Genomic DNA, 25,984 nt, shown 5'->3' on the forward strand with positions numbered 1-25,984 from the left:
AACCATGACACAACAGATCAACGGCCAGCTGATAGCTGAGCACAACGCCCAGGCCGCAGCCCGCGTTAACCTGGACTATGAAACCTTGGGTGAGCAACTGGCTCGCCGCAATGTGGACACCCACGTTCTCAAGGATCAGGTGGCCAGGTTCGCCGTGGCCGTGCCCAGCTGGGGCGTAGGCACTGGTGGCACCCGCTTTGCACGCTTCCCCGGCTTGGGCGAGCCGCGCCATGTGTTCGACAAGATTCAGGACTGCGGCGTGATCCAGCAACTGGTGCGGTGTACACCCACAGTCTCTCCCCATTTCCCATGGGACAAAGTGAGCGATTACCAGGAGCTGCGCCAGCATGCTGAGGCGCATGGTGTGGGCTTTGACGCCGTCAACTCCAATACTTTCTCGGACCAGAAAGACCAGCCGCTTTCCTACAAGTTCGGCAGCCTGACCCACGCCGATGCCGGTGTGCGTGCACAAGCTGTAGCACACAATCTCGAGTGCATCGACATCGGCAAGCAGCTGGGCAGCAAAGCCCTCACCGTGTGGATCGGTGACGGCTCCAACTTCCCCGGCCAGAGCCACTTCCGCCGCCAGTTTGAGCGCTATCTGGACAGCAATCGCCAGATTTACGACGCACTCCCCGCCGACTGGCGCATGTTCCTTGAACACAAAATGTTCGAGCCTGCGTTCTATTCCACCGTGATTCAGGATTGGGGCTCCAGCCTCTTGGCTGCCCAAACTTTGGGCCCCAAGGCGCGCTGTCTGGTGGACTTGGGTCATCACGCTCCCAATACCAACATCGAGATGATCGTGGCCCGCTTGGTGCATGCCCGAAAGCTCGCCGGTTTTCACTTCAATGACAGCAAATACGGCGACGACGACCTGGACAGCGGCAGTATCAACCCCTTCCAGCTCTTCTTGGTGTTCAACGAATTGGTAGATGCCGCACAAACCGGAGCGGCAGAGTTTGACCCTGCCTACATGCTGGACCAATCGCACAACGTGACTGACCCGATCGAGAGCCTGATGACCAGTGCGGTCACCGTGCAGCGCTGCTATGCACAGGCCCTGTTGGTCGACCGTACCGCGTTGACGGCCTACCAGGACAGCAACGATGTGCTGATGGCCGCCCAGACCCTGAAGCAGGCCTTCCACACCGACGTCACCCCTCTGTTGCAAAAGATCCGCATGGAAGCCGGTGGCGCCGCTGACCCGGTCCTGGCCTACCGCGCCAGCGGATACCGCAAGCAGATGGCGGCCATCCGACCCGCCAGCGGCCCGAGCAGCGGCATTGTTTGAGCGAGATTGCATGGGCAATGTCGCACTCCCCATCGAATCCGGTTCACCCCCCCAAGGGGGGGCAGTGCAGCCGGTATCGAGACCGGCCTTAGTGCCAAATTTTTCTACTAACAATTCCAGGAGACAAGCATGAAGAAACAACTCAAGACACTGCTGACCATCGCACTGAGTGCGGCCCTGGTCAGCCCGGCATTCGCAGCGGACAAGATCGCCCTCGTGGTGAAGAGTTTGGGCAACGGCTTCTTCGACGCCGCCAACCAAGGCGCTCAGGAAGCCGCCAAGGAACTCAAGAACGTCGAGATCATTTACACCGGTCCTGCCAAAGCCACTGCCGAAGGCCAGATCGAGATCGTGAACTCGCTGATCGCCCAAAAAGTATCTGCCATCGTGATTTCCGCGAATGATCCCGATGCACTGGCCCCCGTGCTCAAGCGCGCCATGGACCGCGGCATCAAGGTTTTGTCCTTTGACTCCGGCGTCCGAAAGGACGGACGCATGATGCACCTGAACCCCTCCAGCAACCCCTTGATCGGCGAGAAGTTGGTGAAGATGACCGCTGACGCGATTGGCTCGACCGGCGAGGTTGCGGTGCTCTCCGCCACCGCCCAAGCGACCAACCAGAACATCTGGATCGAAGAAGCCAAGAAAGTGCTCGCACAGCCTGCCTACAAGGGCCTGAAACTGGTCAGCGTGGTCTATGGCGATGACCAGACCGACAAGAGCTATCGTGAAGCCCAAGGCCTGTTCAAAAGCTATCCCAACCTGAAGGCCATCATTGCCCCTACCACCGTGGGTGTGGCCGCTGCTGCGAAGGCTGTGCAGGACGAGAAGAAGGTCGGCTCCATTTACGTAACCGGCTTGGGCCTGCCGTCTGAAATGGCCGGTCACGTGAAGAGCGGTGCCGTGAAGTCCTTTGCCATCTGGAACCCGATTGATCTGGGCTACTCCTCCATCATGGCTGCCAGCCAGTTCATCTCCGGCAAAGTGACCGGTAAGGCCGGCGACAAGGTGTCCTTGGGCCGCGTAGGCACCGTGACCTTGGATGCGAATGGCGAAGCCGCGATGTCGGAGCCCTTCACGTACGATGCCTCCAACGTTGAGAAGTTCGCGAAGTTCTTTTAAACACCCCAGGCTGCAGTGCTGCGCACTTTCGCTACCCCCTTGCAGGGGACAACACCAGCAGCCCGGCTTGGCCGGTTCTGCGGTGTTCTTGGTGGTGAGTGTTCAACGGTCTGCCATGTTGGTGAAATAGTTCGTGGGGCATCGCTCTCGGGTAGATGCCCTTTTTTATGAAAAGTTGGATTTCGCACAATGTCTGATGTATTGCTGAGTCTGCAAGGCATCCACAAGCGCTATGGGGCGACCCATGCCTTGCGCGGGGTGGATCTGGAGTTGCAGGCCGGAGAAGTGCTGGCCCTTGTGGGTGAAAACGGCGCCGGTAAGTCCACCCTGGTCAAAATGTTGACGGGAGTGGTGCCGGTGGACGAGGGGGTGATCCGACTGCGGGGTGTCCCTCAGACGTTCGCCAATGCCCAGGCATCGCAGGCTGCGGGCATTCTGGCGGTGCACCAGGAAACGGTGATGTTCGAAGAACTCAGCGTGGCCGAAAACATTTACGTAGGGCGCCACCTGATGCGTGGCCCTTTTATCGACTGGTCGGGAATGAACATCCAGGCACAGTCGGTGTTGGACCAGATTGGAGCCCGTTTCAAGGCGACGACCCTGGTCAAAGACCTGAGTTTGGCCGAGCGGCATCTGGTCGAAATTGCGCGGGCATTGTCCCAAAAGGCATCGGTGGTGATTTTGGACGAGCCGACCGCAGCACTCTCGCAGGCGGAGATCCGGGACTTCTACGGCATCGTGCGCCAGCTGCGTGACCAAGGTGTGGGCGTGATCTTCATCACCCACAAGTTCGATGAGATTTTTGCGGTGGCGGACCGCTACGTGGTGCTGCGCGACGGCGCGGCCGTGGGTACTGGCGCTATTGCAGGTGTGACGGAGCAGGAACTGGTCAAGCTCATGGCAGGGCGCGCCATCGACCAGATTTACCCTCAGATCGTGTCCACTCCCGGTGATGTGGTGATGACGGTCAAGAACCTCTCGCACCCCACGGAATTCAGCAACATTGCCTTTGAGTTGCGGCGTGGAGAAATTCTGGGGTTTTATGGTCTGGTAGGTTCCGGCCGGAGCGAGGCCATGCTGGCCATCATGGGCCTGAACCCCGCCGCCAGCGGTGAGTTCACGGTGCAGGGCCAGAAGCTCGATGCGCGGCGCCCCGGTGACGCGATTGCAGCGGGAATAGCCTATGTCCCTGAAGAGCGCCAACGCCAGGGGGGCATTCTCGGGTTTTCGGTGGAACACAACATCAGCCTGGCAGGCTTGAGCCGCTTTGCCCATGGCATTTGGTTGTCGAAGATTCGCGAGTCGGCTTTGTGCCAGCGGATGATTGAGCGGCTGCGGATCAAGACCCATTCGCCGGACACTTTGTTGTCCGGCCTCTCAGGCGGAAACCAACAGAAAGTGGTGATCGCCAAGTGGCTGGGGCTCGACCCGCGCATCGTCATTCTGGATGAGCCCACCAAGGGCATCGACGTGGGGGCCAAGCAGGCCGTCTATCACCTCATTGCCGAAATGGTGGAGCAGGGGCTGGCCGTCATTCTGGTGTCCAGCGAGTTGCCGGAGGTCATGAACTTGGCCCACCGGACGATCGTGATGCGCCGCGGTGAACAGGTGGCAGAGTTTGACAAGGCCCAGGCCCAGGCGGAAGCCATCGTGGCTGCGGCCTCGGGTCTGAATCAACAGGCAACGTCGGTGGTTGCGTCGCCTCAAGCTGAAGAGGTGGTGGCATGAGTGCCCTGAAATCCATACGGCGCGAATGGCTGCTGCTGGCCATCATTGTCGCCATTGCCCTGGTGGTGGGCGTGCGTGCGCCGGTGTTCCTGACCTGGCGCAATGGCATGGACATTGCCAACGACTCGGCCATTCTTGCCATCCTGGTGATGGGTCAGATGCTGGTGTTGCTGACCCGTGGCATCGACCTTTCAGTCGCCTCCAATCTGGCGCTCACCGGCATGGTGTTTGCCTTGGTTGGCAAGGCATGGCCGGGCGCTTCGGCACCTGTGCTGATCGTGCTGGCATTGACCATAGGGGCCTTTCTGGGATCTGTGAACGGCTGGTTGATTACCCGCTTCGGCTTGCCGCCCATTGTGGTGACATTGGGGACCTTGTCTGCCTACCGCGGCGCCATCTTCGTGGCGAGCAAGGGCGCTTGGGTGTCTGACCAGGACATTCACCAAGTCATCAAAGGTTTGCCGCGCGAGGTCTGGCTCGGGCTGCCTGCACTCGTGTGGTTTGCGGTGGTGGTGTTGGTGCTGGCCACAGTGTTCTTGAAGCTGCGCCGCGAGGGGCGCGAGATCTATGCCCTGGGGGGCAATCCACTGGCTGCGGCGTATGTGGGCATTTCTCCGCGCAAGTGCCTGATGCGTGTCTATACCTTGTCGGGCATGTTGGCGGGCCTGGCCGGCTTGTTGTGGGTAGGGCGCTACTCCATCGCCTACACCGAGTTGGCGGCCGGTTATGAGTTGACGGTGGTGGCGGCCTGTGTCATCGGTGGCGTGAGCATCGGTGGCGGAGTTGGCACGGTCGCAGGAGCTGCATTGGGCGTGCTGTTCATCGGCGTGGTCAACGGGGCATTGCCGGTGATCCAGGTGTCGCCGTTCTGGCAACAGGCGATTGCGGGTGCGGTCATTCTGATTTCGGTCACCGTCAATGCGCGTGCGGCGCGGCGCGGTGGCCGTCAAATTCTGGAGCGTAAAAGCAGTACAACACATCCTCAAGGAGCAGCGGCATGAAGGCCTGGAATACATGGGAGCGGGTGTTGCTCGCATTGCTGGTGTTGTTGCTGGCGGTCTTCGGCTTTGCGCAGCCCGGCTTCATGACGCCGGATGCCTTGGCAGACAGCACGTTCAACTTCAGTGAGAAAGGTATTTTGGCGCTGGCCTTGGCCCTGCTCATCATCGCAGGAGAGATCGACTTGTCGATTGCTGCCATTCTGGCGCTGTGTTCCCTGGCCATGGGTTACGCCATGAAGGCAGGTGCCGGGCCCGTGGGCATGACGCTGGCAGCATTTTTGACCGGCGCTGTGGCCGGCGCGGTGAATGGGGTGCTGGTGACCCGCTACAAGCTGCCTTCGATTGTGGTGACCATCGGCACGCTGTCGCTGTACCGCGGACTGGCACTGGTGGCATTGGGCGACCAAGCGATTTCGGGTTATCCCGAAGTCTTCTCCACCTTGGGCAATAGCTACGTGGGGGAACTCATCGGGGTACGCTGGCTCATCATCCCGATTGAATTCGCCATCCTCTTGGTCTTCGCCGTGTTGGTCGGCGTGACCTTGCACCGCACCGTAGCAGGTCGCAGGCTCTACGCTATTGGCGCCAATCCGATCGCTGCACGCTTTTCCGGTATCGAGGTGGACCGTTACCGCTTGGCCTTGTTTGTATTCGCCGGTCTGATGGCGGCTCTTGCAGCCATCATGCTGACCGGTCGCATCGGCAGTACCCGCCCCAACATCGCCATGGGATGGGAGCTTGATGCCATCACCATGGTGATTCTGGGTGGTGTCGCCATTGAAGGTGGGCGTGGCAGCATCGTGGGCACCATGCTGGCTGTGTTGCTCTTGGGCTTGTTCACCTTTGCCATGGGCATGGCCAATGTCACGGGCATTGTGATGTCCATGGTGATCGGCGTCCTGTTGATCGTCTCCATGGTGCTGCCGCGCCTGCTGCAAGGCCGGAGGGTGGCGGCATGAGTCTGGCACAAACCACCGAGAAGTACGCGTTCCGCATGTTCCTGAATCCGGGTTGCGTGGCCGAGTACAAAAAGCGCCATGACGAAATTTGGCCGGAGCTGGTGACGCTGCTTCAAGCCAGCGGTATCTCGGACTACAGCATCTATCTGGACGAGGAGCATCTGGTGCTCTTTGCCGTACTGCGTCGCACCCCGGGACACACCATGGCGGATTTGCCCCATCACCCGGTGATGCAGCGCTGGTGGGCCCATATGGCGGACATCATGCGTACCAACCCGGATGGTTCGCCGGTTGCCGAGCCCTTGCCCTGCCTGTTTCATTTGGACTGAAAGGCACTGTGTGCAAGACGAACTGACGCTGGTCATCGACATCGGTAAAAGCCATGCCAAGCTGCTGATGTTCAACAATGCTGGTGAGGTGGTGGAACGCCACGGGCGCGACAACCGCAGCGTCCCATCGGCCTTGGGCTATCCGGCGCTGGATGTGCAGGGGCTGGAGGACTGGATGTCGCACACCCTGAGCGCTTCGGCCAATACCGTGCGTTGTAGCCGTGTGATTACGTCAACCCATGGCGCGGCGTTGGTGGGGTTGGATGAGACCGGCTTGGCATGGGCGCCGCTGGATTACGAGTTTGATGCGCTGGCACAGCACCCTGTATGGGCGCGCGAATTTGAGGATGCTGCAGATGCCTTCGCGCAGACGCTGTCGCCCGATTTGCCCGCAGGCTTGAACGCGGCCAGGCAGCTGTTCTATGTGCAGCGCGCGCATCCGCAAGTCTGGCAGCGCACCCGCCATCTCTTGCCGTACCCGCAGTACTGGGCGTGGCGCTTGTCTGGTGAGCGGGCGAGCGAAGTGTCTTCGCTGGGGTGCCACACGCATCTGTGGCTGCCGCAGGCGGGCAGGTATTCAACGCTGGCAAATAGCCAGGGTTGGACGGCACTGTTTGCACCGGTGCGCCCTGCGTGGGAGGCGCTGGGCACCGTGACGCCACAGGTGTCCCGCACATGGGGCTTGCCGCCGCACTGTGTGGTGCATGCAGGAGTGCACGACAGCAATGCCTGCCTGTCCCGCTATCTGGAGTCACTGAACCGTGATGCCACTACCAGCACCGCCTTGACCGTGGTCTCCTCCGGAACCTGGACGGTGCTGATGGCCCCAGGTGCGTCCACCCAGGGATTGCAGGCCGAGCGCGACATGCTGGCGAATGTGGACGTATTGAGCCGCGCCACGCCGACCGCACGCTTCATGGGCGGGCGGGAGTTTGAATGTCTGTTAGCCGGCGCAGACCCGGATGCGGGCAGCCTCGAAGATCTGCAATCCCTCATCTCCGGGGCGATCATGGCTTTGCCCTCATTTGCGGCACATGGCGGGCCGTTCCGTGGGCGAGAAGGCAGCATCCGGTGCGGCTCGGAAGTTTTCGCGAATACGGCCAGTGCCGGACTCACTGCGGGTCAACGCGCTGCCCTGGCGGCTCTTTATTGTGCGCAGACGACCGCTTGGCTCGTGGAGCGTCTGTGGAGCGGGAGCGCACTGCCACGCACCGTATTGGTAGAAGGGCCGCTGGCCAGAAATGCTTTGTACCTCGGGGCGTTGCAGGGGCTCATGCCCGCAGACCGATGCCTGGTCAGCCTCGACCCGGTGGAGGGAACGGCGCGGGGTGCGTGGATGCTCTCGCGGTGGGGGCAGTCGACTGCGGCCGATGTGATGCCCGTAGAAGCGCTGTTTGTCGCAGGCTTGGGTGAGTACCACGCAGCATGGCAGCGCGCGCTGGTCTGAGGTAGCTGGTTCGGACTGTCAGCGCAAGCTCACCCTGAGCTGAACCTCCGTCCGGGTCACACCACTCTGCAAATGCGCGCCACGCAGGCTCTGCTGATTGTTCTGCAGGTTTTGCTCGGTCTCTGCCACTGTCATCCACTCGCCCAAGGGGAGCAGCATGCTGCTGCCGGTGCTGGATTGTGCCGGCGGGGCATTCACTGCCCCGGCTTGGGGAAACAGGGGGCGCAGAGGTTGCTGGGTATTAAGCTCGACCTCGACCACATCGCCACCCTCCCAGCGCGGTAGCGCACTAAAACCCGTGCCAGCTTCGATCAGCACGGTTCCTTGGGTGCTCACGATGTGCCCGTTGCGCACAAAGCTTTGCAGCAGGCGCAATGGCGTTTGCGTTTGCACCGCGATGCGTGCAGGCCGGCCATTCAAAATGAGGATTTGTTGCACCGCCGTGCCGCTGCTACGGCCTTGCGCCAGGCCGCCTGTGACCCTGCCGCCTTGCAGGTCTACGCCCGCCTGCTGGCCATCTTCGGATTGCACCTGCCTCACTTCGATGAGCAGATTGCGCAAGGGCAAGGGAGTTGCATTTGCTCCTGAATTCATAGCTGCCTGCGCATATACAGCGGGCGTCAGGTGCCAAAAAAGTGCCAAAACCAGCCAATGTCGTCGGTTCATGTACGTCCTTTCATGGTGGCGCCTGTGGGCGGCGCTTGCAGCTGGCTCAAGGGCAGCGCACTGCTGGCCTTGACCTCGCCCAGCGAGAAGCTGGTGTGCAGGTCTTTGACGTTGGGCAGGTTGATCAGCACCTCGCGCGCAAACTGGCTGAAGCTGTTCAGGTCGCGGTTGACCACCTGCAGCTCAAAAGTACCGGTGCCGCTGATGTAGTGACAGCTGATGACCTCCGGGATCCGCCGTATCGCCTCTTCGAGCTCGTGCAGCACATCGCCGCTGTTGCGGTTGGCGTCCAAGCGCACAAAGGCCAGCACCCCCAGCCCGATTTTGTGGCGGTTGATCTCTGCCCGGTAGCCGGTGATGAAGCCGCTGTCCTCCAGCGCCTTCACCCGCCGCCAGCACGGCGCCGCACTCAGGCCCACGCGGGTGGCGAGTTCGGCGTTGCTGAGGCGCCCATCGTTTTGCAGCTCGCTCAGGATGGCCAGGTCATAACGGTCAAGTGTTTCCATAAATCGCATTATGGAGAAAGAATCGTTCTTTGAGAGGTGGTTTTCAGGCAAAGAAAGCAAACACCTATCTGAGTTGCGGGCATACACTTTGCCAAACAAAAACACGGAGACAAGCACCATGAATGCACCCCTCAACCGGGACCTGCCCGCGCACATCCGCACGGCGTTGGATTCGGTCACCCTCGACGACAAATACGCCCTCGACCACGGCCGCGCTTTCATGAGTGGCGTGCAGGCACTGGTCAAGCTGCCCATGCTGCAGCGCGTGCGCGACCAGCGCGCCGGCAAGAATACGGCCGGCTTTATCAGCGGCTACCGTGGCTCGCCCTTGGGCACCTATGACCAGTCGCTGGTCAAGGCAGAAAAATACCTGGAGGCCCACCACATCAAGTTCCAGCCGGGCGTGAATGAGGAGCTGGCTGCCACCGCCTTGTGGGGTACTCAGCAACTGGGCTTTGCACCACCCGGCACTAACAAATACGACGGCGTGTTCGGCATCTGGTACGGCAAAGGCCCCGGTGTGGACCGCTGCTCTGACGTGTTCAAGCACGCCAATATGGCCGGCACCACGCCCTGGGGCGGTGTGATCGCCGTGGCGGGGGATGACCACATCTCCAAAAGCTCCACTGCCGCCCACCAGAGCGACCATATCTTCAAGGCCTGCGGATTCCCGGTGTTCTTCCCGGCCAATGTGCAGGAGATTCTGGACCTCGGTCTGCACGCCTTTGCCATGAGCCGTTTTTCCGGCGTGTGGGCGGGCATGAAGACGATCCAGGAAATTGTGGAGTCCAGCGCCACCGTCACCATCGACCCCGAGCGCGTCCTCACCCGCATGCCGGCCGACTTTGAGTTGCCACCTGGCGGCCTGCACATCCGCTGGCCCGACCATGCGCTGGACCAGGAAGCCCGCCTGTTTGATTACAAGTGGTATGCCGCGCTGGCCTATATCCGCGCCAACCGGCTGAACCACAACGTGATCGAAGGACCGCACGATCGCTTCGGCATTATTTCGAGTGGCAAGGCGTACAACGACACCCGCCAGGCGTTGCTCGACCTGGGGCTGGACGATGACACCTGCCGCCGCATCGGCATCCGCCTGCACAAGGTGGGCGTGGTGTGGCCGCTGGAGGCGCAGCTGACTCGCGAATTCGCCACCGGCTTGCAGGAGATTCTGGTGGTGGAAGAAAAGCGCCAGGTCATCGAATACCAGATCAAGGAAGAGCTGTACAACTGGCGCGCGGACGTGCGCCCCACAGTGTTGGGCAAATTCAACGAGGTGGAAACGCCAGATCACTATGGCGCCGGTGGCGAGTGGTCCATGCCCAACCCGAGCGCCAACACCTTGTTGCGTGCGAATGCGGATTTGTCGCCGGCCATCATCGCCCGTGCGATAGCCCAGCGCATCAAAAAGCTGGGGCTGGATGCCGACACCAGCGCCCGCATCGATGCCCAGATGGCGATTCTGGAAGCCAAAGAGCGGGCCATGCACGTCATTGACTTGGGTAACTCCGGTGCCGCTGCTGCGGTTCGCCAGCCCTGGTTCTGCTCAGGCTGCCCGCACAACACCAGCACGAAAGTGCCGGAAGGTTCGCGTGCGATGGCCGGTATCGGCTGCCATTTCATGACTATCTGGATGGACCGCAGCACCGATGGCTTTACCCAAATGGGCGGCGAGGGCGTGCCGTGGGTCGGGCAGCAGCCGTTCACCAACGACAAACACATCTTCGCCAACCTGGGCGATGGAACCTACTTCCACAGCGGCTTGCTGGCCATCCGCCAGAGCATTGCGGCCGGCGTCAACATCACCTACAAAATCCTCTACAACGATGCGGTGGCCATGACCGGTGGCCAGCAAGTGGGTGAACGGCCGGAAGGGCACTCGGTGGTACAGATAGCGCAGAGCATGCGTGCGGAAGGCGCTATCAAAATCATAGTGGTGACAGACGAGCCTGAAAAATACGATGCAGTCGAGGGGCTGCCCGAGGGTATTGCCATCGAGCACCGCGATGAGCTGGACCGCATCCAGCGGGAGTTCCGCGAAATCAAAGGTACCACCGTCATCATTTATGACCAGACTTGTGCCACCGAAAAGCGCCGCCGCCGCAAGCGCGGCACCATGGTGGACCCCGCCAAGCGCGTAGTCATCAACGAACTGGTGTGTGAAGGCTGTGGCGATTGCGGCGTGCAAAGCAACTGCATGAGTGTGGAGCCGCTGGAGACCCCTTTCGGGCGTAAGCGCCAGATCAACCAGAGCACCTGCAACAAAGACATTTCTTGCGTCAAAGGCTTTTGCCCCAGCTTTGTGACCGTGGAAGGCGGTATCCTGAAGAAGCCGGTGAAATTGCAAACCGATGCCAGTGGCTGGCCGGCGCTGCCTGACCCGCAGCTTCCCGACCTTGCAACGGTGCAGGGCGGTGTGTGGGGCACCATCGTGGCAGGTGTGGGCGGCACGGGCGTGATCACCATTGGACAGCTACTAGGCGTGGCGGCCCACCTGGAAGGCAAAGGCATCGTCACCCAGGACGCCGGTGGATTGGCGCAAAAAGGCGGCGCGACTTGGAGCCATGTGTTGATTGGCGCGTCGCAGGACGCGATCCGCACCACGCGGGTCGGTACGGCTTCTGCAGATTTGGTGCTGGGCTGTGATCCGGTCGTGGTGGCTGGCAAAGAGACGCTCATCCGCATGCGGCCCGGTCGCACCCATGTGGCCCTCAACGCCAACACGGTGCCTACTGCCGGCTTTGTGAAAAATGCCGACTGGACCAACCCCGGTGACCAGTGCGTGAGCGACATCATCCGCACCGTGGGCGAAAGTCATGTCGGGCTGTTGGATGCCGATGCGGTGGCCACCAAGGTGATGGGTGACAGCATCTACACCAACCCCATGATGTTGGGCTATGCGTGGCAAAAGGGCTGGATTCCTTTGGGACTGGCATCCTTGATGCGCGCTATCGAGCTCAATGCCGTGGCGGTGGGGAACAACAAGGCCGCTTTTGAGTGGGGCCGCCGCGCCGCAGTGGATTGGCCCGCCGTACAACGCGCCATCAACCCAGGGCAAGTGATTGCATTCACGCCGCGCAGCAAAGAAACGTTGGACGCCATAGTGCAGCAGCGTGTGGAGTTTCTGAGCGGCTATCAAAACGCGGCCTACGCCCGCACCTATACGGACTTTGTGATGCACGTGCGTGCCAAGGAGGCTGCGCTGGGCGGTGACAAGCTGCCTTTGACGGAGGCGGTCGCACGCTACCTCTTCAAACTCATGGCCTACAAAGATGAGTACGAAGTCGCGCGATTGCATACCGACACCGCGTTCAAAACTCGCGTTGGCGCCATGTTCGAAGGCGACTTCAAGCTGGCCTACCACCTCGCACCGCCCTTGTGGGCCCGCAAAAACGCCCAGGGCGAGCTGCAGAAGGCGCGTTTTGGCAGCTGGATGGGCCTAGCATTCCGGGCATTGGCCCCGTTGAAGGTTGTTCGGGGCACCGCTTTGGATGTGTTCGGCTACACGGAAGAGCGCCGCGAAGAGCGGGCCCTGATCGTTGAATACCGCGAAGCTGTGGAGAGTATGTTGCCCTCCTTGAACTCAGGCAACCTGAGCGCTGCCGTCGCGTTTGCCAAAGTCCCCGAGCACATCCGCGGCTATGGCCATGTCAAGGCCCGGCACCTGAGGTCGGCCAAAGTCCAGTGGGCTGAGCTGTTGGCGCGCTACCGCTCTCTGGATCAAGCCCAACAAGCCCGGGCTGCTTAGGGCCATGCCCGCCCTTCACGGGCGGGCCTTTTCCCCCGCTTACAATGACCGGTTGGCTGGCCAGAGGCCGGTCCGCGTGCGCGCGGGCATGCCCGCAGCCGCAAACGTTTTTGTTTTGTTCCCTTTTGTGGAGTTTGCCTGTGTTCATTTCTTCTGCTTTTGCCCAAACCGCTCCTGCTGCCGCTGGCGGTGACATGCAATCCTCCTTGATGAGCATGTTGCCTTTGGTGCTGATGTTTGTGGTGCTGTACTTTGTGATGATCCGCCCCCAGATGAAAAAGCAGAAAGAGCATCGCGCCATGATCGATGCGTTGGCCAAGGGCGATGAAGTCGTGACCGCTGGTGGCGTGCTCGGAAAGGTCAGCAAGTTGGGCGACAGCTATGTGGGTCTGGAAGTGGCCAGTGGCGTGGAAGTTCAGGTGCAGCGCAGTGCGGTAGTGCAAGTGCTGCCCAAGGGCTCCATCAAGTAAGTCGTCAACCCGAAGCAAAGCGCGATCATGAACCGTTATCCGGTGTGGAAGTACGCGATCATTCTGGTCGCGCTGGTGGTCAGTGGCTTGTATGCCCTGCCCAATTTGTTCGGCGAGTCACCCGCGGTTCAAGTCTCCGCGGCCAAATCGGTCGTGAAGGTCGACGCCGCAGTTCTGGCCAAGGTGGAACAAACATTAAAGGACGCCGGCTTGACCGCAGACGCGGTGGCTTTGGAAGGCACTTCCGTCAAGGCCCGCTTTGCTGATACCGATACCCAGCTCAAAGCCAAAGACGCCATCCAGAAGGCGATTAACCCGGATGCGACTGATCCGGCCTATATCGTGGCCTTGAACCTGTTGTCCCGATCTCCCGCATGGCTGACCGCTTTGCATGCATCTCCCATGTATCTGGGGCTGGATTTGCGCGGCGGCGTGCATTTCATGCTCCAGGTGGACATGCAGGCAGCGCTGACCAAGCGTGCTGAATCACTCGCCGGGGATATCCGCACTGTATTGCGTGAGAAAAATGTGCGTCACAGTGGTATTTCCCGCAATGCACAAACGGTGGAAGTGCGTTTCCGTGACGCTGCCACGGCGGATGCCGCCAAGCGCATCATCCAAGACCAATTCGCCGATCTGGAAACGGTGTCCTCGACGGACGGCGCCGATGTGAAGCTGGTTGCCAGCATCAAGCCGGTGTCCGCCAAGACCATTCAAGAGCAGGCGCTCAAGCAGAACATCACCACCCTGCACAACCGTATCAATGAGCTGGGCGTGGCCGAGCCGGTGATTCAGCAGCAAGGTCTGGACCGCATCGTGGTGCAGTTGCCCGGTGTGCAAGACACTGCCAAGGCCAAAGACATTCTGGGCCGGACAGCAACGCTGGAAGTCCGGCTGGTGGACGAGGGTACCGAGGCGCGCTCTGCCGAAACCGGAACCGGCCCGGTGCCTTTTGGCTCAGAACGTTACCTGGATCGCGAAGGGCGCCCGGTGATCGTCAAGAAGCAGGTGATCCTCACCGGTGAGAATCTGACGGATGCTCAACCCGGTTTCGATAGCCAGACCCAGGAACCCACCGTCAACCTGTCCTTGGATGCCAAGGGTGCGCGCATTTTCCGTGACGTCACCCGCGAGAACATCAACAAGCGCATGGCCATCCTTTTGTTCGAAAAGGGCAAGGGCGAGGTGGTGACCGCTCCAGTTATCCGCTCTGAAATCAGCGGCGGGCGTGTACAGATTTCCGGTCGCATGACCACCATAGAGGCGGCTGACACAGCCCTGTTGCTTCGCGCCGGCTCATTGGCGGCGCCCATGGAAATCATTGAAGAGCGCACCATTGGCCCGAGCCTGGGTGCTGAAAACATTGCCAAGGGCTTCCAGAGCGTTTCCTGGGGCTTTACCGCCGTGGCCATTTTCATGTGCGTCTACTACATGCTGTTCGGCATGATTTCCAGCGTCGCGCTGGCGTTCAACTTGCTGCTGTTGGTGGCGGTCTTGTCCATGTTGCAAGCCACCCTGACCCTGCCGGGTATGGCTGCGATGGCATTAGTGCTGGGTATGGCGATTGACGCGAACGTACTGATTAACGAGCGGGTGCGGGAAGAGCTGCGCAATGGCGCGTCGCCACAAGCTGCCATCCACGCCGGTTACGACCGCGCATGGGCCACCATCATTGACTCCAACGTCACCACGCTGATTGCCGGCTTGGCCTTGCTGGCATTCGGTTCCGGTCCGGTACGTGGTTTTGCAGTGGTTCACTGTTTGGGTATTTTGACGAGCATGTTCTCCGGCGTCTTCTTCTCGCGTGGCGTGGTGAATTTGTGGTACGGTCGCCAAAAGAAGTTGAAAACGGTTTCCATCGGTACCGTTTGGCGTCCTGATGCTGGGCAGCAGGTCACCACCAACTAAAGGGAAAAGTCATGGAATTCTTCAAAATCCGCCGTGACATTCCGTTTATGCGGAATGCTTTGATCTTCAATCTGGTCTCGTTCGTCACCTTTGTGGCGGCCGTGTTTTTCCTGTTTTCGCGCGGGTTGCATTTGTCGGTGGAGTTCACCGGCGGCACCTTGATGGAAGTCAGTTATTCCCAGCCGGCTAATCTGGACAACATTCGGAGCACCGTAGCGAGCTTGGGCATCAATGACGTCCAGGTTCAGAATTTCGGTACTGCACAGGATGTGTTGATCCGCATGCCGGTGCAAAAGGGCAGCACTTCTGGCCAGCAAAGCGACAAGGTGTTGTCCGCCCTGAAAGCGTCAGATGCCAGCGCGACCTTGCGCCGCACGGAATTTGTGGGCCCCCAAGTGGGTGATGAACTCGCGGCTGACGGCTTGAAGGCTCTGGCCTTTGTAGTGGTGGGCATCATGATCTACCTTGCCATCCGGTTCGAGTGGAAGTTTGCGGTGGCAGCCATCATCGCCAACTTGCATGATGTGATCATCATTCTTGGCTTCTTTGCGTTCTTTCAGTGGGAATTTTCCTTGCCTGTATTGGCGGCCGTATTGGCGGTCCTTGGTTATTCCGTGAACGAATCGGTAGTGATCTTTGACCGTATCCGCGAGAACTTCCGTCGCTACCGGAAAATGAACACGGAACAGATCATCGATAACGCCATCACTTCAACCATCAGCCGCACGATCATTACCCACGGCTCCACGCAATTGATGGTGCTTTCTATGCTGGTATTCGGCGGTGCCACCTTGCATTACTTCGCCTTGGCATTGACTATCGGGATTTTGTTCGGCATTTATTCCTCGGTCTTCGTTGCGGCAGCTATTGCGATGTGGCTGGGTATTCAACGCGAAGACCTGGTAAAGGGAGGCGTTAAAAAGGATGCTGACCCCAACGATCCTAATGCGGGTGCTACTGTCTAAAGGCAACTGAACACGACGATGGCTACCGGTCCCACGCTCTCCCCCCGTTTGCAGCTTACGCGCGCACTGCGTGAGCGATTTCTTGCTGAGGCCGGCAAGGCACTGCTGGAGATCAGTGGGGCAGTCCAGGAGCGTTTGACCGCGCTGATGGATGAGCTGACCAATGCCCGTGAGTCTCAGTTGCGCCGGGATATCTGGATGGCCTACAAGCAAAGTCGGCCGGTATGGATTGACGGAACCACCAAGGTCTGGCGTGAGTGCCTGGAGCCGCCCAAGCAGAAGAAGGCAACGGGCTTGGAGTCTGCAGGTTTGGAGCTGGTAGGCACCGAAGTGGTGGAGAACAAGATTCTCGCCTCACGCATGGTGTTGGCGGTGAACGAAAAAGTATTGCCCCAGTTGGATGACTTGCGCATCCGCATCAAGTACCTTGAGGGGACGGAGGATCTGGAAGGGCATGATCTATTGCGGCCCGAAGTTCTGGTCCTGCTGCTCGTCGAACAGTGGGCGAAATCCGGGATGCCCGGAGAGTCGTGGCCAATGGTCACCGAAGTGGTCCAGCGCCTTCTGATTGAGCGCTTGATCGTGGCCTACAAAAATGCCAACGATTTGCTGATCAGCAAAGGTGTGATGCCGACCATTGAGTTGAAGGACCGCGTCAAGTCACCCACCAAGTCTGCATTGCCGCGACCGCGTGCCCCGGTAACCGGTGTCGACGCCCCCCCTCCAGAACATGGCTCCAGTGGCTATGGGGACATGGGCTATGGCGATGCGGGATATCCGCAAGGCCAGTTCGCCCAAGGCCAATACCCCCAGCAGGGTGGTGGCTACGGAGCGACCGGGTTCGCCTCTCCAACTGGACGCGCAGGTTTGCGGCAGGGTTATGCGGCGCCTCAAGGGGGCGGTGCAGCTTCAGGGCATGGTGGTGTTGAGCAAGTGAATTCGGCTCCACGCTCTGGCGGAGGCTTTTTCAGTGGTCGCTTGGGTTGGGGTGGTACTTCGTCAAGTAGTGCTACGGCAGGTGGCATGGCGAGTGGACCTGCATCCGGGCCACAAGGAGTCAGTACTTCGACCCCCACGCCCTTCTGGCGCCAGTCGTCCGGTGCGAGTAGCACCCCCGGGCAGGCCTATGGAGCCGCTGAAGAGACTCGTATGCTGACTGCTACAACGCCTTTGGCACGTGCGAGGAGTCGAGCGCAAGGTGTCATCGGACAAATCCGTAAATTGTTTGTAGCACATGGCGGTGGCGACTTTGTGGGCACCGAACATTACGCGCCGTCTCCAGCCTTGGCGGCTGCCATGGCTTATCAGCCGGCTGGTGGGGCAGGGTACGCCGCTGGTGGCACGATGTACGAAGATTACAGTCCTGCGGGCGTTGCGAAAGTTGCAGGCGACTTGCGTGAGAAGTCTGCCGAACTGAAGAAAAAAGCAGAAACCAAAGGGGAGAAAGCGACCATTGAGATAGTGGCGCTCATGTTTCAGGCCATTCTCGCGGAGGAGCGCATTCCGCCCGGAATTCGCGTCTGGTTTGCCCGTTTGCAGATGCCGGTTCTGCGCGTGGCCTTGGAGGACCCTGACTTTTTTGGTACGGCAACCCACCCGGCCCGTATGCTGATTGATCGGATGGGTTCCTGCGTTATGGGTTTTGATGCTGCAGGCGTTCATGGAAGTGCCATGGAAGCCGAGATCAAGCGTATTGTTCAGGTGATCGAACAGTATCCGGAGACGGGCAAAAAGGTCTACCAGATCGTTTTTGACGAGTTTCAGAAATTTTTGTCCAAGTTCCTGACAGAAAAGGGTCCCGCACAAAAGGTGGTCGGAGTTGCTCAGCAAGTCGAACAGAAGGAAACGCTGGCAATCCAATACACGATCGAGATGCGGAACATGCTCAAGGACATGCCTGTCCGTGACGAGATCCGTGACTTCCTATTCAAGGTGTGGGCCGAGGTTCTGGCTGTGGCCGCAGTCCGCAAAGGCCCGCAACATGCGGACACGCTGGTGCTAAAAAAGTCAGCCACGGATCTTGTATGGGCGGCCAGTGCCAAGCCCAACCGTGCAGACCGGGCCAAAGTGATTCAAGATTTGCCAAATTTGTTGCTCCGTTTGCGTTCCGGAATGACCTTGCTGGCCATGGCTCCGTCTGAGCAAGAAGCCCACGTGAAGCGGATCAGTGATACCTTGGCGGATGCTTTCATGTCGAAGACACAGGCTATTCCGCAAGCGAAAATTGATGCCATGGCCCAGCGTCTTGGCAACCTGGAAGACTTCGTGTCTGAGGACGGCATGGGAGACCTACCGCTGGACGCCGAAAGTATCGAAATGATGTTGGGTATCGATGCATCGGCAATCGAGGTGGTGGCCAATGGTGGCTCCAAACCAACCGCAGCCATGATGGCTTGGGCCCAAGAACTCCAGCTCGGAACTTGGTACACACTGGACCATAACAACCAGATTACCCAGGTGCAATTTGCTTGGCGTAGCGATCGCAAACACCTCAACCTGTTTGCCTCGACCTCGGGAAAAAGTTTCCTGATTCAGGGTGGGCGTTTGGCGGCTTATTTGCAAGCCGGCCTCCTTTTGCCCCAAGAAGAAGAGGCACTCACCGTACGCGCTACGCGCGATGCGTTGGCCAAGCTCGAGGCCAATCCCGAGCGTTTGCTTACCTGAGGATCTTTTTCCGTTCGGCGTTTAGTGCACGATTCGGATTTCGTGGTCGTTGCAGAGCTCATCCAGTACCAAGGCGTCGGGTTCCTGCCCGAATGTCCAGAACACCATGAGGATGATGATCTTCAAGTCATCCAAGCTGATCGGGGCGCTGGTAATAGCCATGCTGCGGTCCATCACTACTTCCCGGATGTGCGCCGGCAAGATACCCGCACTCTCCATAAAGCTCAAATATCCCAAACACACGGGACCCAGCTGGTTCTGCTCTTGCACTGAATACACCCGGGCACTGCGGCTGGATGGAAGGTGCAGCCAGGTGCTGTGCAGCACCGTAGGCGAATCGGTTACAGCGGGTCGGGCAAATCTTGCCGCACTGCCCAGACCCGACAACCAGTCGAGGGCTTCAGAGATTTCATCCTCGTCAAAGCCTACCGCATTGAGTTTTCGTTGCAGGTGAGCCGGCTCCGGGCAACCGTCTTCTGCGTAATAGTTTTCGTAAACAAAGGCGAGGACTTCGAACATGGAAGCCAATATATCCCAGAAAAACCGCGCGGGATGAGCAGGTCTGAACTGCCCGTCTTTTCTCCGGATCAGTGAGGGCTGGGCCCGATTTAGGCTGTTCCGAGACGCTGGAACTTGCTACCGGGCAACCGCGCCACAAAACCGGATAGCTCGAGACCCATCAAGAGAGCTTGCAGTGTAGCGGTATCCATTCCGCTGCGGTTTTGAAGTACGTCAAGGCTGGTAGGTTCGAACCCCAAAGCATCCAGCAAACCGTTCTCTAAGGAAGAGAGGGAAGTCGCGGCAGATGGGCTGACTTCGCCGGTACCATGGGTTGTGGTCGACGTAGCCCGCGCATCAGTCATCAAATTCAGTTCATCCAGGATGTCTTGCGCAGATTCCACCAATTTTGCGCCTTGCTTGATCAGCGCATGGCAACCCCGTGCTTGGGTGGAATGGATGGATCCCGGAATGGCGAATACTTCTTTACCCTGTTCGACGGCCATGCGAGCCGTGATCAATGAACCGGATTTCAAGGCTGCCTCGACGACCAAAGTACCCTTGCAGAGGCCGGAAATAATGCGGTTGCGTTTGGGGAAGTTGGCCGATAAGGGTGGGGTTCCCAGCGGATACTCGCTCAGAAGAACTCCGCGTGCGGCAATCCGATGGGCCAAGTCCAGTTGGGCTTTGGGGTAGACCCGGTCCAATCCTGTGCCCACCACTGCAATGGTGGCGAGCTCATCCTTGAAGCTGCCCTCTAATGCGCCTTCGTGGGCAGCACCATCGATACCTAATGCCAAGCCTGACACCACAGTCAACCCGGCTTGTCCAAGGGCTGCGCTGAACTGTCTGGCGTTCTGAATGCCCTGTGGCGTGGGGTTTCGGCTGCCCACGACCGCAACGCCTCGATGTGCACACCGTGCGAAACCGGAAGCCAGGTCCTGTACCTGCCCCATTGCATACAGCATCAGGGGCGGATCTTCGGTGTCAAGCAGCGCGAGTGGGTAGTCGTTATCGCCCAAAGTCAACACGCGCCGCTGATCGGGAGCTGCCTGTAGCCAATGCCGGGTAAGGTCAACCAGCTCATCGAGGCCCTGCGGTACTTGTAAAAGGGCCTCAGCCTGCCGCTCAGTGACACAAACCCGGAGTTCAGACTCCGTGGCCTCAAAGATGGAGTTCGGGAGTCCGAAATGCTGAAGCAGACTGCGGGCGGTGACGTTACCGACGCCGCTGGTCAACTCAAGGCGCAGCCAGCTGCGCAGCTCCTCCGCATCCATGCCGGGGCGCATCCTGCTGGAAGTTCAGCGGGGATTGATCAGGCGGTCACCCACGCGCACGCCATCGATGATTTCGAGGATCAGTGCATAAGACACGCGCTCATAGGTACTGAAAACCATGAGCAGCCCGTTGCGCTCGTCAGGCAACTTCATCAGCGGTTTGGTCGGGTCTGACTTGTCCACGATACGGGCACCATCTTTCTGGATTGCAAGTACATGCCCGCTTTCAATGCCATCCCGCTTACCCAGATTGATCGCAACGACCTGATTTTGGGATGCATTGACGATGGACGTGCTGCCATACACAGACACGATGCGACCTGCGATCCGGCCCTCGGGCGCACGGGGCGTGTAGCTTGCAAACTGTTTGGGGGGCTCAGGCAACAGCCGGTCACCCACACGCATCTCTTCCTTGGCAGAAATGATGTCGATGGTGGCGGGAACGACGGCACTGAGGGTGCTGCCCTCCGGCCCGTTCACATCAGTAGTGCTTTCGCCTCGGGCCAAAGTCGCCTTGCCCACGTACTGGGCTTCATAGGCCAGGATTTCGCCGGTACCGGGGTCTTTCAAAGGCGTCGCATTGCGGAATACGCGGAACAGTTGCTCCTTGTTCTGGTTGTCCAGCAAAGGAGTCTCTGTGCCACGCGCATATGCGCGATCGCCTCGCGCCAGAAGTACGCGCTCTTCCTGCGTCGCCACAATGCGGGCGGCGGCGCTCAGGCCCGCGGCGTCCACGATCATGGGCTCTGCGAGGAATGCCTCAATGACGCTGGTGCGCAGGGTGGGCAACGCGAAGTCTGGCAGGGTCTCAAAGCGGGTCCGCGGGCTGACGCGCACGGTCTCCGGGGCCGCGGCGCTCTCTCCAACCGGATTGGCCAGCTTCAGAGTGGCGACGCCATTGGCGCGCTCCAAAATCAAAATCTGGCCGGGGTAAATGCGGTGGGGGTTCTTGATTTCATCCAGATTCATGCCCCACAGCTCAGGCCAGCGCCACGGGCTCTTGAGGAACAAGGAGGAGATGCCCCACAGTGTGTCGCCACTTTTGACGGTGTAGCGGTCCGGGGCATTGGCGGCCAGCTCACTCAGTGGCACCCCTTTTTGGGCGACTGCAGTGGCCGTTTGGCGCTGCCCGCTGGTGATCGGGAAATTCTGCGCCCACGTGGCGGAAGTCGCCAGCGCGCCCGCCAGTGCAGCCAAGGCGGCAATTGCCAAGCGGGATTTCGCCATCAGGTGTGTCGTCATAGGGTACGAATCAGAGTGTGAACTTGATAATTTACGCGCGATTTTGCGCTCAAGCCCTTGATTCAGCAACGTTTTTGGGCTCGCTGTTATGCAAGCAAGCGTAAAAGTGGCGAAAATACCCACATCTCCAAGGCTGCATTCATGGCTCTACTTCCCATTCTCTGTTACCCCGACACCCGTCTTCACACCGTGGCCAAGCCGGTCAGCCAGGTGGATGACCGTATCCGCACCCTGACAGCGGACATGCTTGAAACCATGTACGACGCTAAAGGCATTGGCCTCGCGGCTACCCAGATCGATGTGCATGAGCGCGTGATCGTGATTGACGTGTCCGAGGACCGCGACCAGCCCATGGTCCTGATCAACCCGGAACTCGTTTGGACCAGCCCGACCACTCACCTCAATGAAGAAGGTTGCCTGTCGGTTCCCGGTATCTACGACGGTGTCACGCGCTTTGACGCCGTGCATTGCAAGGCGCTGGACGCAAATGGCCAAAGTCGTGTCATTGAAGCGGATGGCTTGTTGGCTGTTTGCATTCAGCACGAAATGGACCATTTGATGGGAAAAGTGTTCGTGGAGTACCTCTCGCCACTGAAGCGCAACCGCATCAAAACCAAAATGATCAAAGCCAAGCGCGAGGAAGCGCGCTAAGTGCCGGCGTTGCAGCGCCCTTTGCGCATCATTTTTGCCGGGACTCCCGAGTTCGCCCGTCTTGCACTGGCCGAATTGCATGCTGCCGGGCACACCATTGCCCTCGTGATGAGTCAGCCCGACAGGCCGGCCGGGCGGGGCATGAAACTCCAGGCTTCCGCAGTCAAGCAGTTTGCGCTTGAGCATTCCATACCGGTGGCGCAGCCGCGCAGTCTGCGGCTCGATGGCAAATTTCTTGAAGATGCTGCGGCGGCACGACAGGCCATCGCTGATGCGAAAGCCGACGTCATGGTGGTGGCCGCTTACGGCTTGATTCTTCCCCAATGGGTGCTGGATGATATGGCCGCGCCACATGCGGATGGACGAGTACGCTTTGGGTGCCTGAATATCCACGGCTCATTGCTTCCCCGCTGGCGCGGCGCGGCCCCCATCCACCGGGCGATCGAGCTGGGTGATCCGGAGACCGGCGTCACCATCATGCAGATGGACGCGGGTCTCGACACCGGTGACATGTTGCTCAAGGAGTCACTACCAATTGCAGCAGACGACACCACCGCCACACTGCACGACAAAGTAGCCTCGCTGGGTGCCCGCATGATTGTGCAAACCCTGGATCTGGCCTCCCAAGGCGCGCTCCAGCCCCGGCGCCAGCCGGACGAGGGAGTGACCTACGCCCACAAAATCGAAAAAGAAGAAGCACCCATCCGTTGGGCGGATGACGCAAGCAGCATCGTCCGCCGCATCCGGGCATTTAACCCTTTTCCCGGCGCCACGGCCGTGATGCAAGGCGAAACACTCAAGGTATGGGGTGCCAAAGTCGGGAACGGTACTGCCTCCGAAAAATATGGACGTATTGTGGCCGTTGCGCCCGAAGGTATTGCGGTGGCTGCTATGAATTCCATAGTAATCATCACGGAGCTGCAGCGTCCGGGCGGCAAGCGCATGGCCGTGTCAGACTTCTTGCGCGGCATGCCGTTGGAGGTGGGTGCGCAGTTTGAGTTGCAGGCCTCTGCAGCGCCGGCCACCTGATGTTTTTTCTCGCCGAGAACCGCCGGCACCCGGAATTCCGCCGGGGCTTTGCCGACATGGCGGGCGTAGCCCCCGGCATTGCGGCCTGGGGTTTGATGACCGGTGTGGCCATGGTCAAGTCCGGGCTGAGCACCGTGGAAGCGCTACTCATGGCCACTACGGTCTTTGCTGGTAGTTCACAGTTGGCGGCCATGCCGCTGATTCAGGCGGGCGCTCCCATGTGGGTGATTCTGGCCACCGGGTTTTGTGTGAATCTTCGGTTTGTGGTGTTCAGTGCGCATTTGCGGCCCTACCTGATGCACTTGCCGCGCTGGCAACGTCTGGTCACGGGTTACCTGTCTGCGGACTTGACCTACGTGTTGTTCACCAAGCACTATCCCCACCCCGGCGGCAACGCGGACGAGCGCGCAGCGCAGATGGCCTATCTGGCAGGCAACGGAGGCATCAACTGGGCGAGCTGGGTCACGAGCAGTGTGGTGGGCGTGATTCTGGCCAACTTTGTTCCCACTTCGTGGGGCTTGGGTTTTGCCGGCATTCTGGCTTTGGTAGGCATGTTGGCATCATTGGCCAACACCCGCATGCGTTGGGTGTCTGCCGGAGTGGCAGGGTCGGCGGCGGTGGCCGCCTTTGCCTTGCCGCTCAAGCTCAATATTCTGGTCGCCATTGCAGCCGCTGTGACGGTGTGTTTGCTCCTGGAGGCGCGTATTTCTGCAACTACCGAAGAACGGCGGGTGGCCTGATGGCAAACTGGTTGGCGAACACCGATGTATGGACGGTGCTCACCATCCTGGGGCTGGCCTGTGTGACCGTGGTCGCGCGCTCGTTTTTCTTCATTTTTGACAAAGACTGGGTCATGCCGACGTGGGCGCAACGGGGGCTTCAATATGCCCCGATTGCAGCCTTGTCTGCGGTCATCGTGCCGGAGATCGTGATGTTGCAAGGCCAGATGATTCACACCCTGAAAGATGCCCGCCTCTATGCGGTCGCAGGCGGTCTGGCTTATTTCTTCTGGCGGCGCGGTCAAGGGCAGGCGGTATTGGGCACCATTCTGTCGGGGATGGCGGTGTACCTGCCGCTGCACGTAGGGCTGGGCTGGTAGGACGCAGGGCTGACCGGCCCCACACAGACAAGCGCGGTACGTTGCCGTTACGTTGTCGATACGCAGGGTCCGGTACAGAGCGCACTCCTACAATGCGGGCTGTTGCCGCTCCATGCGGACTCTGAGCCTGTTTTTCCATTTCCATTCTTCCGAGGTTGACCCCATGCAAGTGATCCGTTTCTCCGATCTGGTGGCCCAAGGCCAAATGGCCGGCAAGCGCGTGTTTATCCGCGCGGACCTGAACGTTCCCCAGGACGACGCAGGCCACATCACCGAGGACACCCGCATCCGCGCCAGCATTCCCTGCATCGAAATGGCCCTGAAAGCCGGTGCCGCCGTGATGGTGACCAGCCATTTGGGTCGCCCCACCGAGGGCGAGTTCAAGCCCGAAGACTCTTTGGCACCCGTTGCCCAGCGCATGGGCGAGCTGATGGGCCGTGAGATTCCGGTGCTGGTGAACTGGACCGATGGCGTAACCGTTGCTCCCGGCCAGCTGGTGATGCTGGAAAACTGCCGCGTCAACAAGGGTGAGAAAAAGAACAACGAAGAGCTCGCCAAGAAAATGGCAGCGCTGTGCGACATCTTTGTGCACGATGCCTTCGGCACCGCCCACCGGGCAGAGGCCTCGACCTACGGCATCGCCCAGTTCGCGCCCATCGCCTGTGCTGGCCCCCTGTTGGCCGCTGAAATGGACGCCATCTCCAAAGCCCTGCTGGCGCCCAAGCGCCCCTTGGTGGCCATCGTGGCGGGTTCCAAAGTGTCGACCAAACTGACTATTCTCAAGAGCCTGGCAGCCAATGTGGACCAGCTCATTGTGGGCGGAGGCATTGCCAACACCTTCATGCTGGCGGCCGGCTTAAAGATCGGCAAGAGCTTGGCGGAGCCTGATTTGCTGGCAGAGGCGACTGCAGTGATCGAAGCCATGAAGGCCCGTGGTGCGGCCGTGCCTATCCCCACCGATGTGGTGACTGCCAAAACCTTTGCGGCCGATGCGCCCGCCACCATCAAGGCGGCGACCGAGGTGGCAGACGACGACCTGATTCTCGATATCGGCCCCCAAACCGCCCAAGCCCTGGCCGAGCAACTCAAGAAGGCCGGCACGATTGTGTGGAATGGCCCGGTCGGCGTGTTTGAGTTCGCGGCCTTTGAGAACGGCACCAAAGTAATCGCTCACGCCATTGCCGAGAGCAGCGCCTTCAGCATTGCCGGCGGTGGCGACACACTGGCCGCCATTGCGAAGTACGGCATTGAAAAACAGGTGGGTTACATTTCCACCGGCGGTGGTGCTTTCCTGGAAGTGCTGGAAGGCAAAACCCTGCCGGCCTTCGAAATTCTGGGCAAGCGCGCTGCGGGCTGACTGCTCCTAAATATGTAGCTGCCC

The 25,984-nt window shown here is 59.8% G+C and carries 22 protein-coding genes; 17 read left to right on the top strand and 5 right to left on the bottom strand.

What is annotated here, in order from left to right; genetic code table 11:
* Positions 1–4: 4 nt before the first annotated feature.
* The 7 genes from rhaI (at position 5) to RAN89_RS03985 (ending at position 7,880) form a co-directional block, all read left to right on the top strand.
* Positions 5–1,294, top strand: coding sequence for an L-rhamnose catabolism isomerase (rhaI, locus tag RAN89_RS03955; protein WP_313868352.1), 1,290 nt, complete (start codon positions 5–7; stop codon positions 1,292–1,294).
* A gap of 129 nt (positions 1,295–1,423) precedes the next feature.
* Complete coding sequence (gene rhaS / locus RAN89_RS03960) at positions 1,424–2,416, top strand: rhamnose ABC transporter substrate-binding protein (protein WP_313868353.1); 993 nt, start codon at positions 1,424–1,426, stop codon at positions 2,414–2,416.
* Between the two features lie 189 nt (positions 2,417–2,605).
* Positions 2,606–4,144: a sugar ABC transporter ATP-binding protein gene (locus RAN89_RS03965; RefSeq protein ID WP_313868354.1), complete on the top strand. Its 1,539-nt coding sequence runs from the start codon at positions 2,606–2,608 to the stop codon at positions 4,142–4,144.
* Positions 4,141–5,145: an ABC transporter permease gene (locus RAN89_RS03970; RefSeq protein ID WP_313868355.1), complete on the top strand. Its 1,005-nt coding sequence runs from the start codon at positions 4,141–4,143 to the stop codon at positions 5,143–5,145. The genes RAN89_RS03965 and RAN89_RS03970 overlap by 4 nt, the downstream gene beginning before the upstream one ends.
* Complete coding sequence (locus RAN89_RS03975) at positions 5,142–6,104, top strand: ABC transporter permease (protein WP_313868356.1); 963 nt, start codon at positions 5,142–5,144, stop codon at positions 6,102–6,104. Before RAN89_RS03970 ends, RAN89_RS03975 begins: the two co-directional genes overlap by 4 nt.
* Entirely contained in the window at positions 6,101–6,433 is a 333-nt protein-coding gene (rhaM, locus tag RAN89_RS03980; protein ID WP_313868357.1) for an L-rhamnose mutarotase, read from the top strand. The genes RAN89_RS03975 and rhaM overlap by 4 nt, the downstream gene beginning before the upstream one ends.
* A gap of 10 nt (positions 6,434–6,443) precedes the next feature.
* Entirely contained in the window at positions 6,444–7,880 is a 1,437-nt protein-coding gene (locus RAN89_RS03985; RefSeq protein ID WP_313868358.1) for an FGGY-family carbohydrate kinase, read from the top strand.
* A gap of 18 nt (positions 7,881–7,898) precedes the next feature.
* Here RAN89_RS03985 and RAN89_RS03990 read toward each other — a convergent pair whose 3' ends face one another.
* Together RAN89_RS03990 and RAN89_RS03995 are read right to left on the bottom strand one after the other, a co-directional pair.
* Positions 7,899–8,474, bottom strand: coding sequence for a hypothetical protein (locus RAN89_RS03990; protein WP_313868359.1), 576 nt, complete (start codon positions 8,472–8,474; stop codon positions 7,899–7,901).
* Positions 8,475–8,542: 68 nt separating this feature from the next.
* Complete coding sequence (locus tag RAN89_RS03995) at positions 8,543–9,052, bottom strand: Lrp/AsnC family transcriptional regulator (protein ID WP_313868360.1); 510 nt, start codon at positions 9,050–9,052, stop codon at positions 8,543–8,545.
* A 118-nt stretch (positions 9,053–9,170) separates the two neighbouring features.
* Here RAN89_RS03995 and RAN89_RS04000 point away from each other — a divergent pair, with 118 nt between their 5' ends.
* The 5 genes from RAN89_RS04000 to RAN89_RS04020 all read left to right on the top strand — a co-directional run bounded on the left by RAN89_RS04000 (position 9,171) and on the right by RAN89_RS04020 (position 18,807).
* A complete protein-coding gene (locus RAN89_RS04000) occupies positions 9,171–12,800 on the top strand; it encodes an indolepyruvate ferredoxin oxidoreductase family protein (protein ID WP_313868361.1) in 3,630 nt (1,209 codons plus the stop codon).
* 140 nt (positions 12,801–12,940) lie between these two features.
* Entirely contained in the window at positions 12,941–13,270 is a 330-nt protein-coding gene (yajC, locus tag RAN89_RS04005) for a preprotein translocase subunit YajC (protein WP_087495958.1), read from the top strand.
* A 27-nt stretch (positions 13,271–13,297) separates the two neighbouring features.
* Complete coding sequence (secD, locus tag RAN89_RS04010; protein ID WP_313868362.1) at positions 13,298–15,178, top strand: protein translocase subunit SecD; 1,881 nt, start codon at positions 13,298–13,300, stop codon at positions 15,176–15,178.
* An 11-nt stretch (positions 15,179–15,189) separates the two neighbouring features.
* Entirely contained in the window at positions 15,190–16,143 is a 954-nt protein-coding gene (gene secF, locus RAN89_RS04015; protein WP_313868363.1) for a protein translocase subunit SecF, read from the top strand.
* A gap of 18 nt (positions 16,144–16,161) precedes the next feature.
* Positions 16,162–18,807: a DUF1631 family protein gene (locus RAN89_RS04020; protein WP_313868364.1), complete on the top strand. Its 2,646-nt coding sequence runs from the start codon at positions 16,162–16,164 to the stop codon at positions 18,805–18,807.
* Between the two features lie 21 nt (positions 18,808–18,828).
* Here RAN89_RS04020 and RAN89_RS04025 read toward each other — a convergent pair whose 3' ends face one another.
* The 3 genes from RAN89_RS04025 to RAN89_RS04035 form a co-directional block, all read right to left on the bottom strand.
* Complete coding sequence (locus tag RAN89_RS04025; RefSeq protein ID WP_313868365.1) at positions 18,829–19,326, bottom strand: Smg family protein; 498 nt, start codon at positions 19,324–19,326, stop codon at positions 18,829–18,831.
* A gap of 89 nt (positions 19,327–19,415) precedes the next feature.
* Positions 19,416–20,582 carry a DNA-processing protein DprA gene (dprA, locus tag RAN89_RS04030; protein WP_313869337.1) on the bottom strand — a complete coding sequence of 389 codons (1,167 nt, stop codon included), beginning with the start codon at positions 20,580–20,582 and terminating at the stop codon, positions 19,416–19,418.
* A 24-nt stretch (positions 20,583–20,606) separates the two neighbouring features.
* Entirely contained in the window at positions 20,607–21,824 is a 1,218-nt protein-coding gene (locus RAN89_RS04035) for a LysM peptidoglycan-binding domain-containing protein (protein ID WP_313868366.1), read from the bottom strand.
* Positions 21,825–21,965: 141 nt separating this feature from the next.
* On the opposite strand from RAN89_RS04035, the gene def reads away from it, so the two are divergent.
* The 5 genes from def to RAN89_RS04060 all read left to right on the top strand — a co-directional run bounded on the left by def (position 21,966) and on the right by RAN89_RS04060 (position 25,960).
* On the top strand, positions 21,966–22,475 hold the full coding sequence (def, locus tag RAN89_RS04040) for a peptide deformylase (RefSeq protein ID WP_313868367.1): 510 nt from the start codon (positions 21,966–21,968) through the stop codon (positions 22,473–22,475).
* Between the two features lie 21 nt (positions 22,476–22,496).
* A complete protein-coding gene (fmt, locus tag RAN89_RS04045; RefSeq protein WP_313868368.1) occupies positions 22,497–23,504 on the top strand; it encodes a methionyl-tRNA formyltransferase in 1,008 nt (335 codons plus the stop codon).
* Positions 23,504–24,244 carry an AzlC family ABC transporter permease gene (locus RAN89_RS04050; protein WP_313868369.1) on the top strand — a complete coding sequence of 247 codons (741 nt, stop codon included), beginning with the start codon at positions 23,504–23,506 and terminating at the stop codon, positions 24,242–24,244. Before fmt ends, RAN89_RS04050 begins: the two co-directional genes overlap by 1 nt.
* A complete protein-coding gene (locus RAN89_RS04055; protein ID WP_313868370.1) occupies positions 24,244–24,603 on the top strand; it encodes an AzlD domain-containing protein in 360 nt (119 codons plus the stop codon). The genes RAN89_RS04050 and RAN89_RS04055 overlap by 1 nt, the downstream gene beginning before the upstream one ends.
* A 163-nt stretch (positions 24,604–24,766) precedes the next feature.
* Positions 24,767–25,960, top strand: coding sequence for a phosphoglycerate kinase (locus RAN89_RS04060; RefSeq protein ID WP_313868371.1), 1,194 nt, complete (start codon positions 24,767–24,769; stop codon positions 25,958–25,960).
* The last annotated feature ends 24 nt before the right edge of the window (positions 25,961–25,984 follow it).

Origin of the sequence: Rhodoferax mekongensis (assembly GCF_032191775.1) — a bacterium.
Classification (GTDB): Bacteria; Pseudomonadota; Gammaproteobacteria; order Burkholderiales; family Burkholderiaceae_C; genus Allorhodoferax; species Allorhodoferax mekongensis.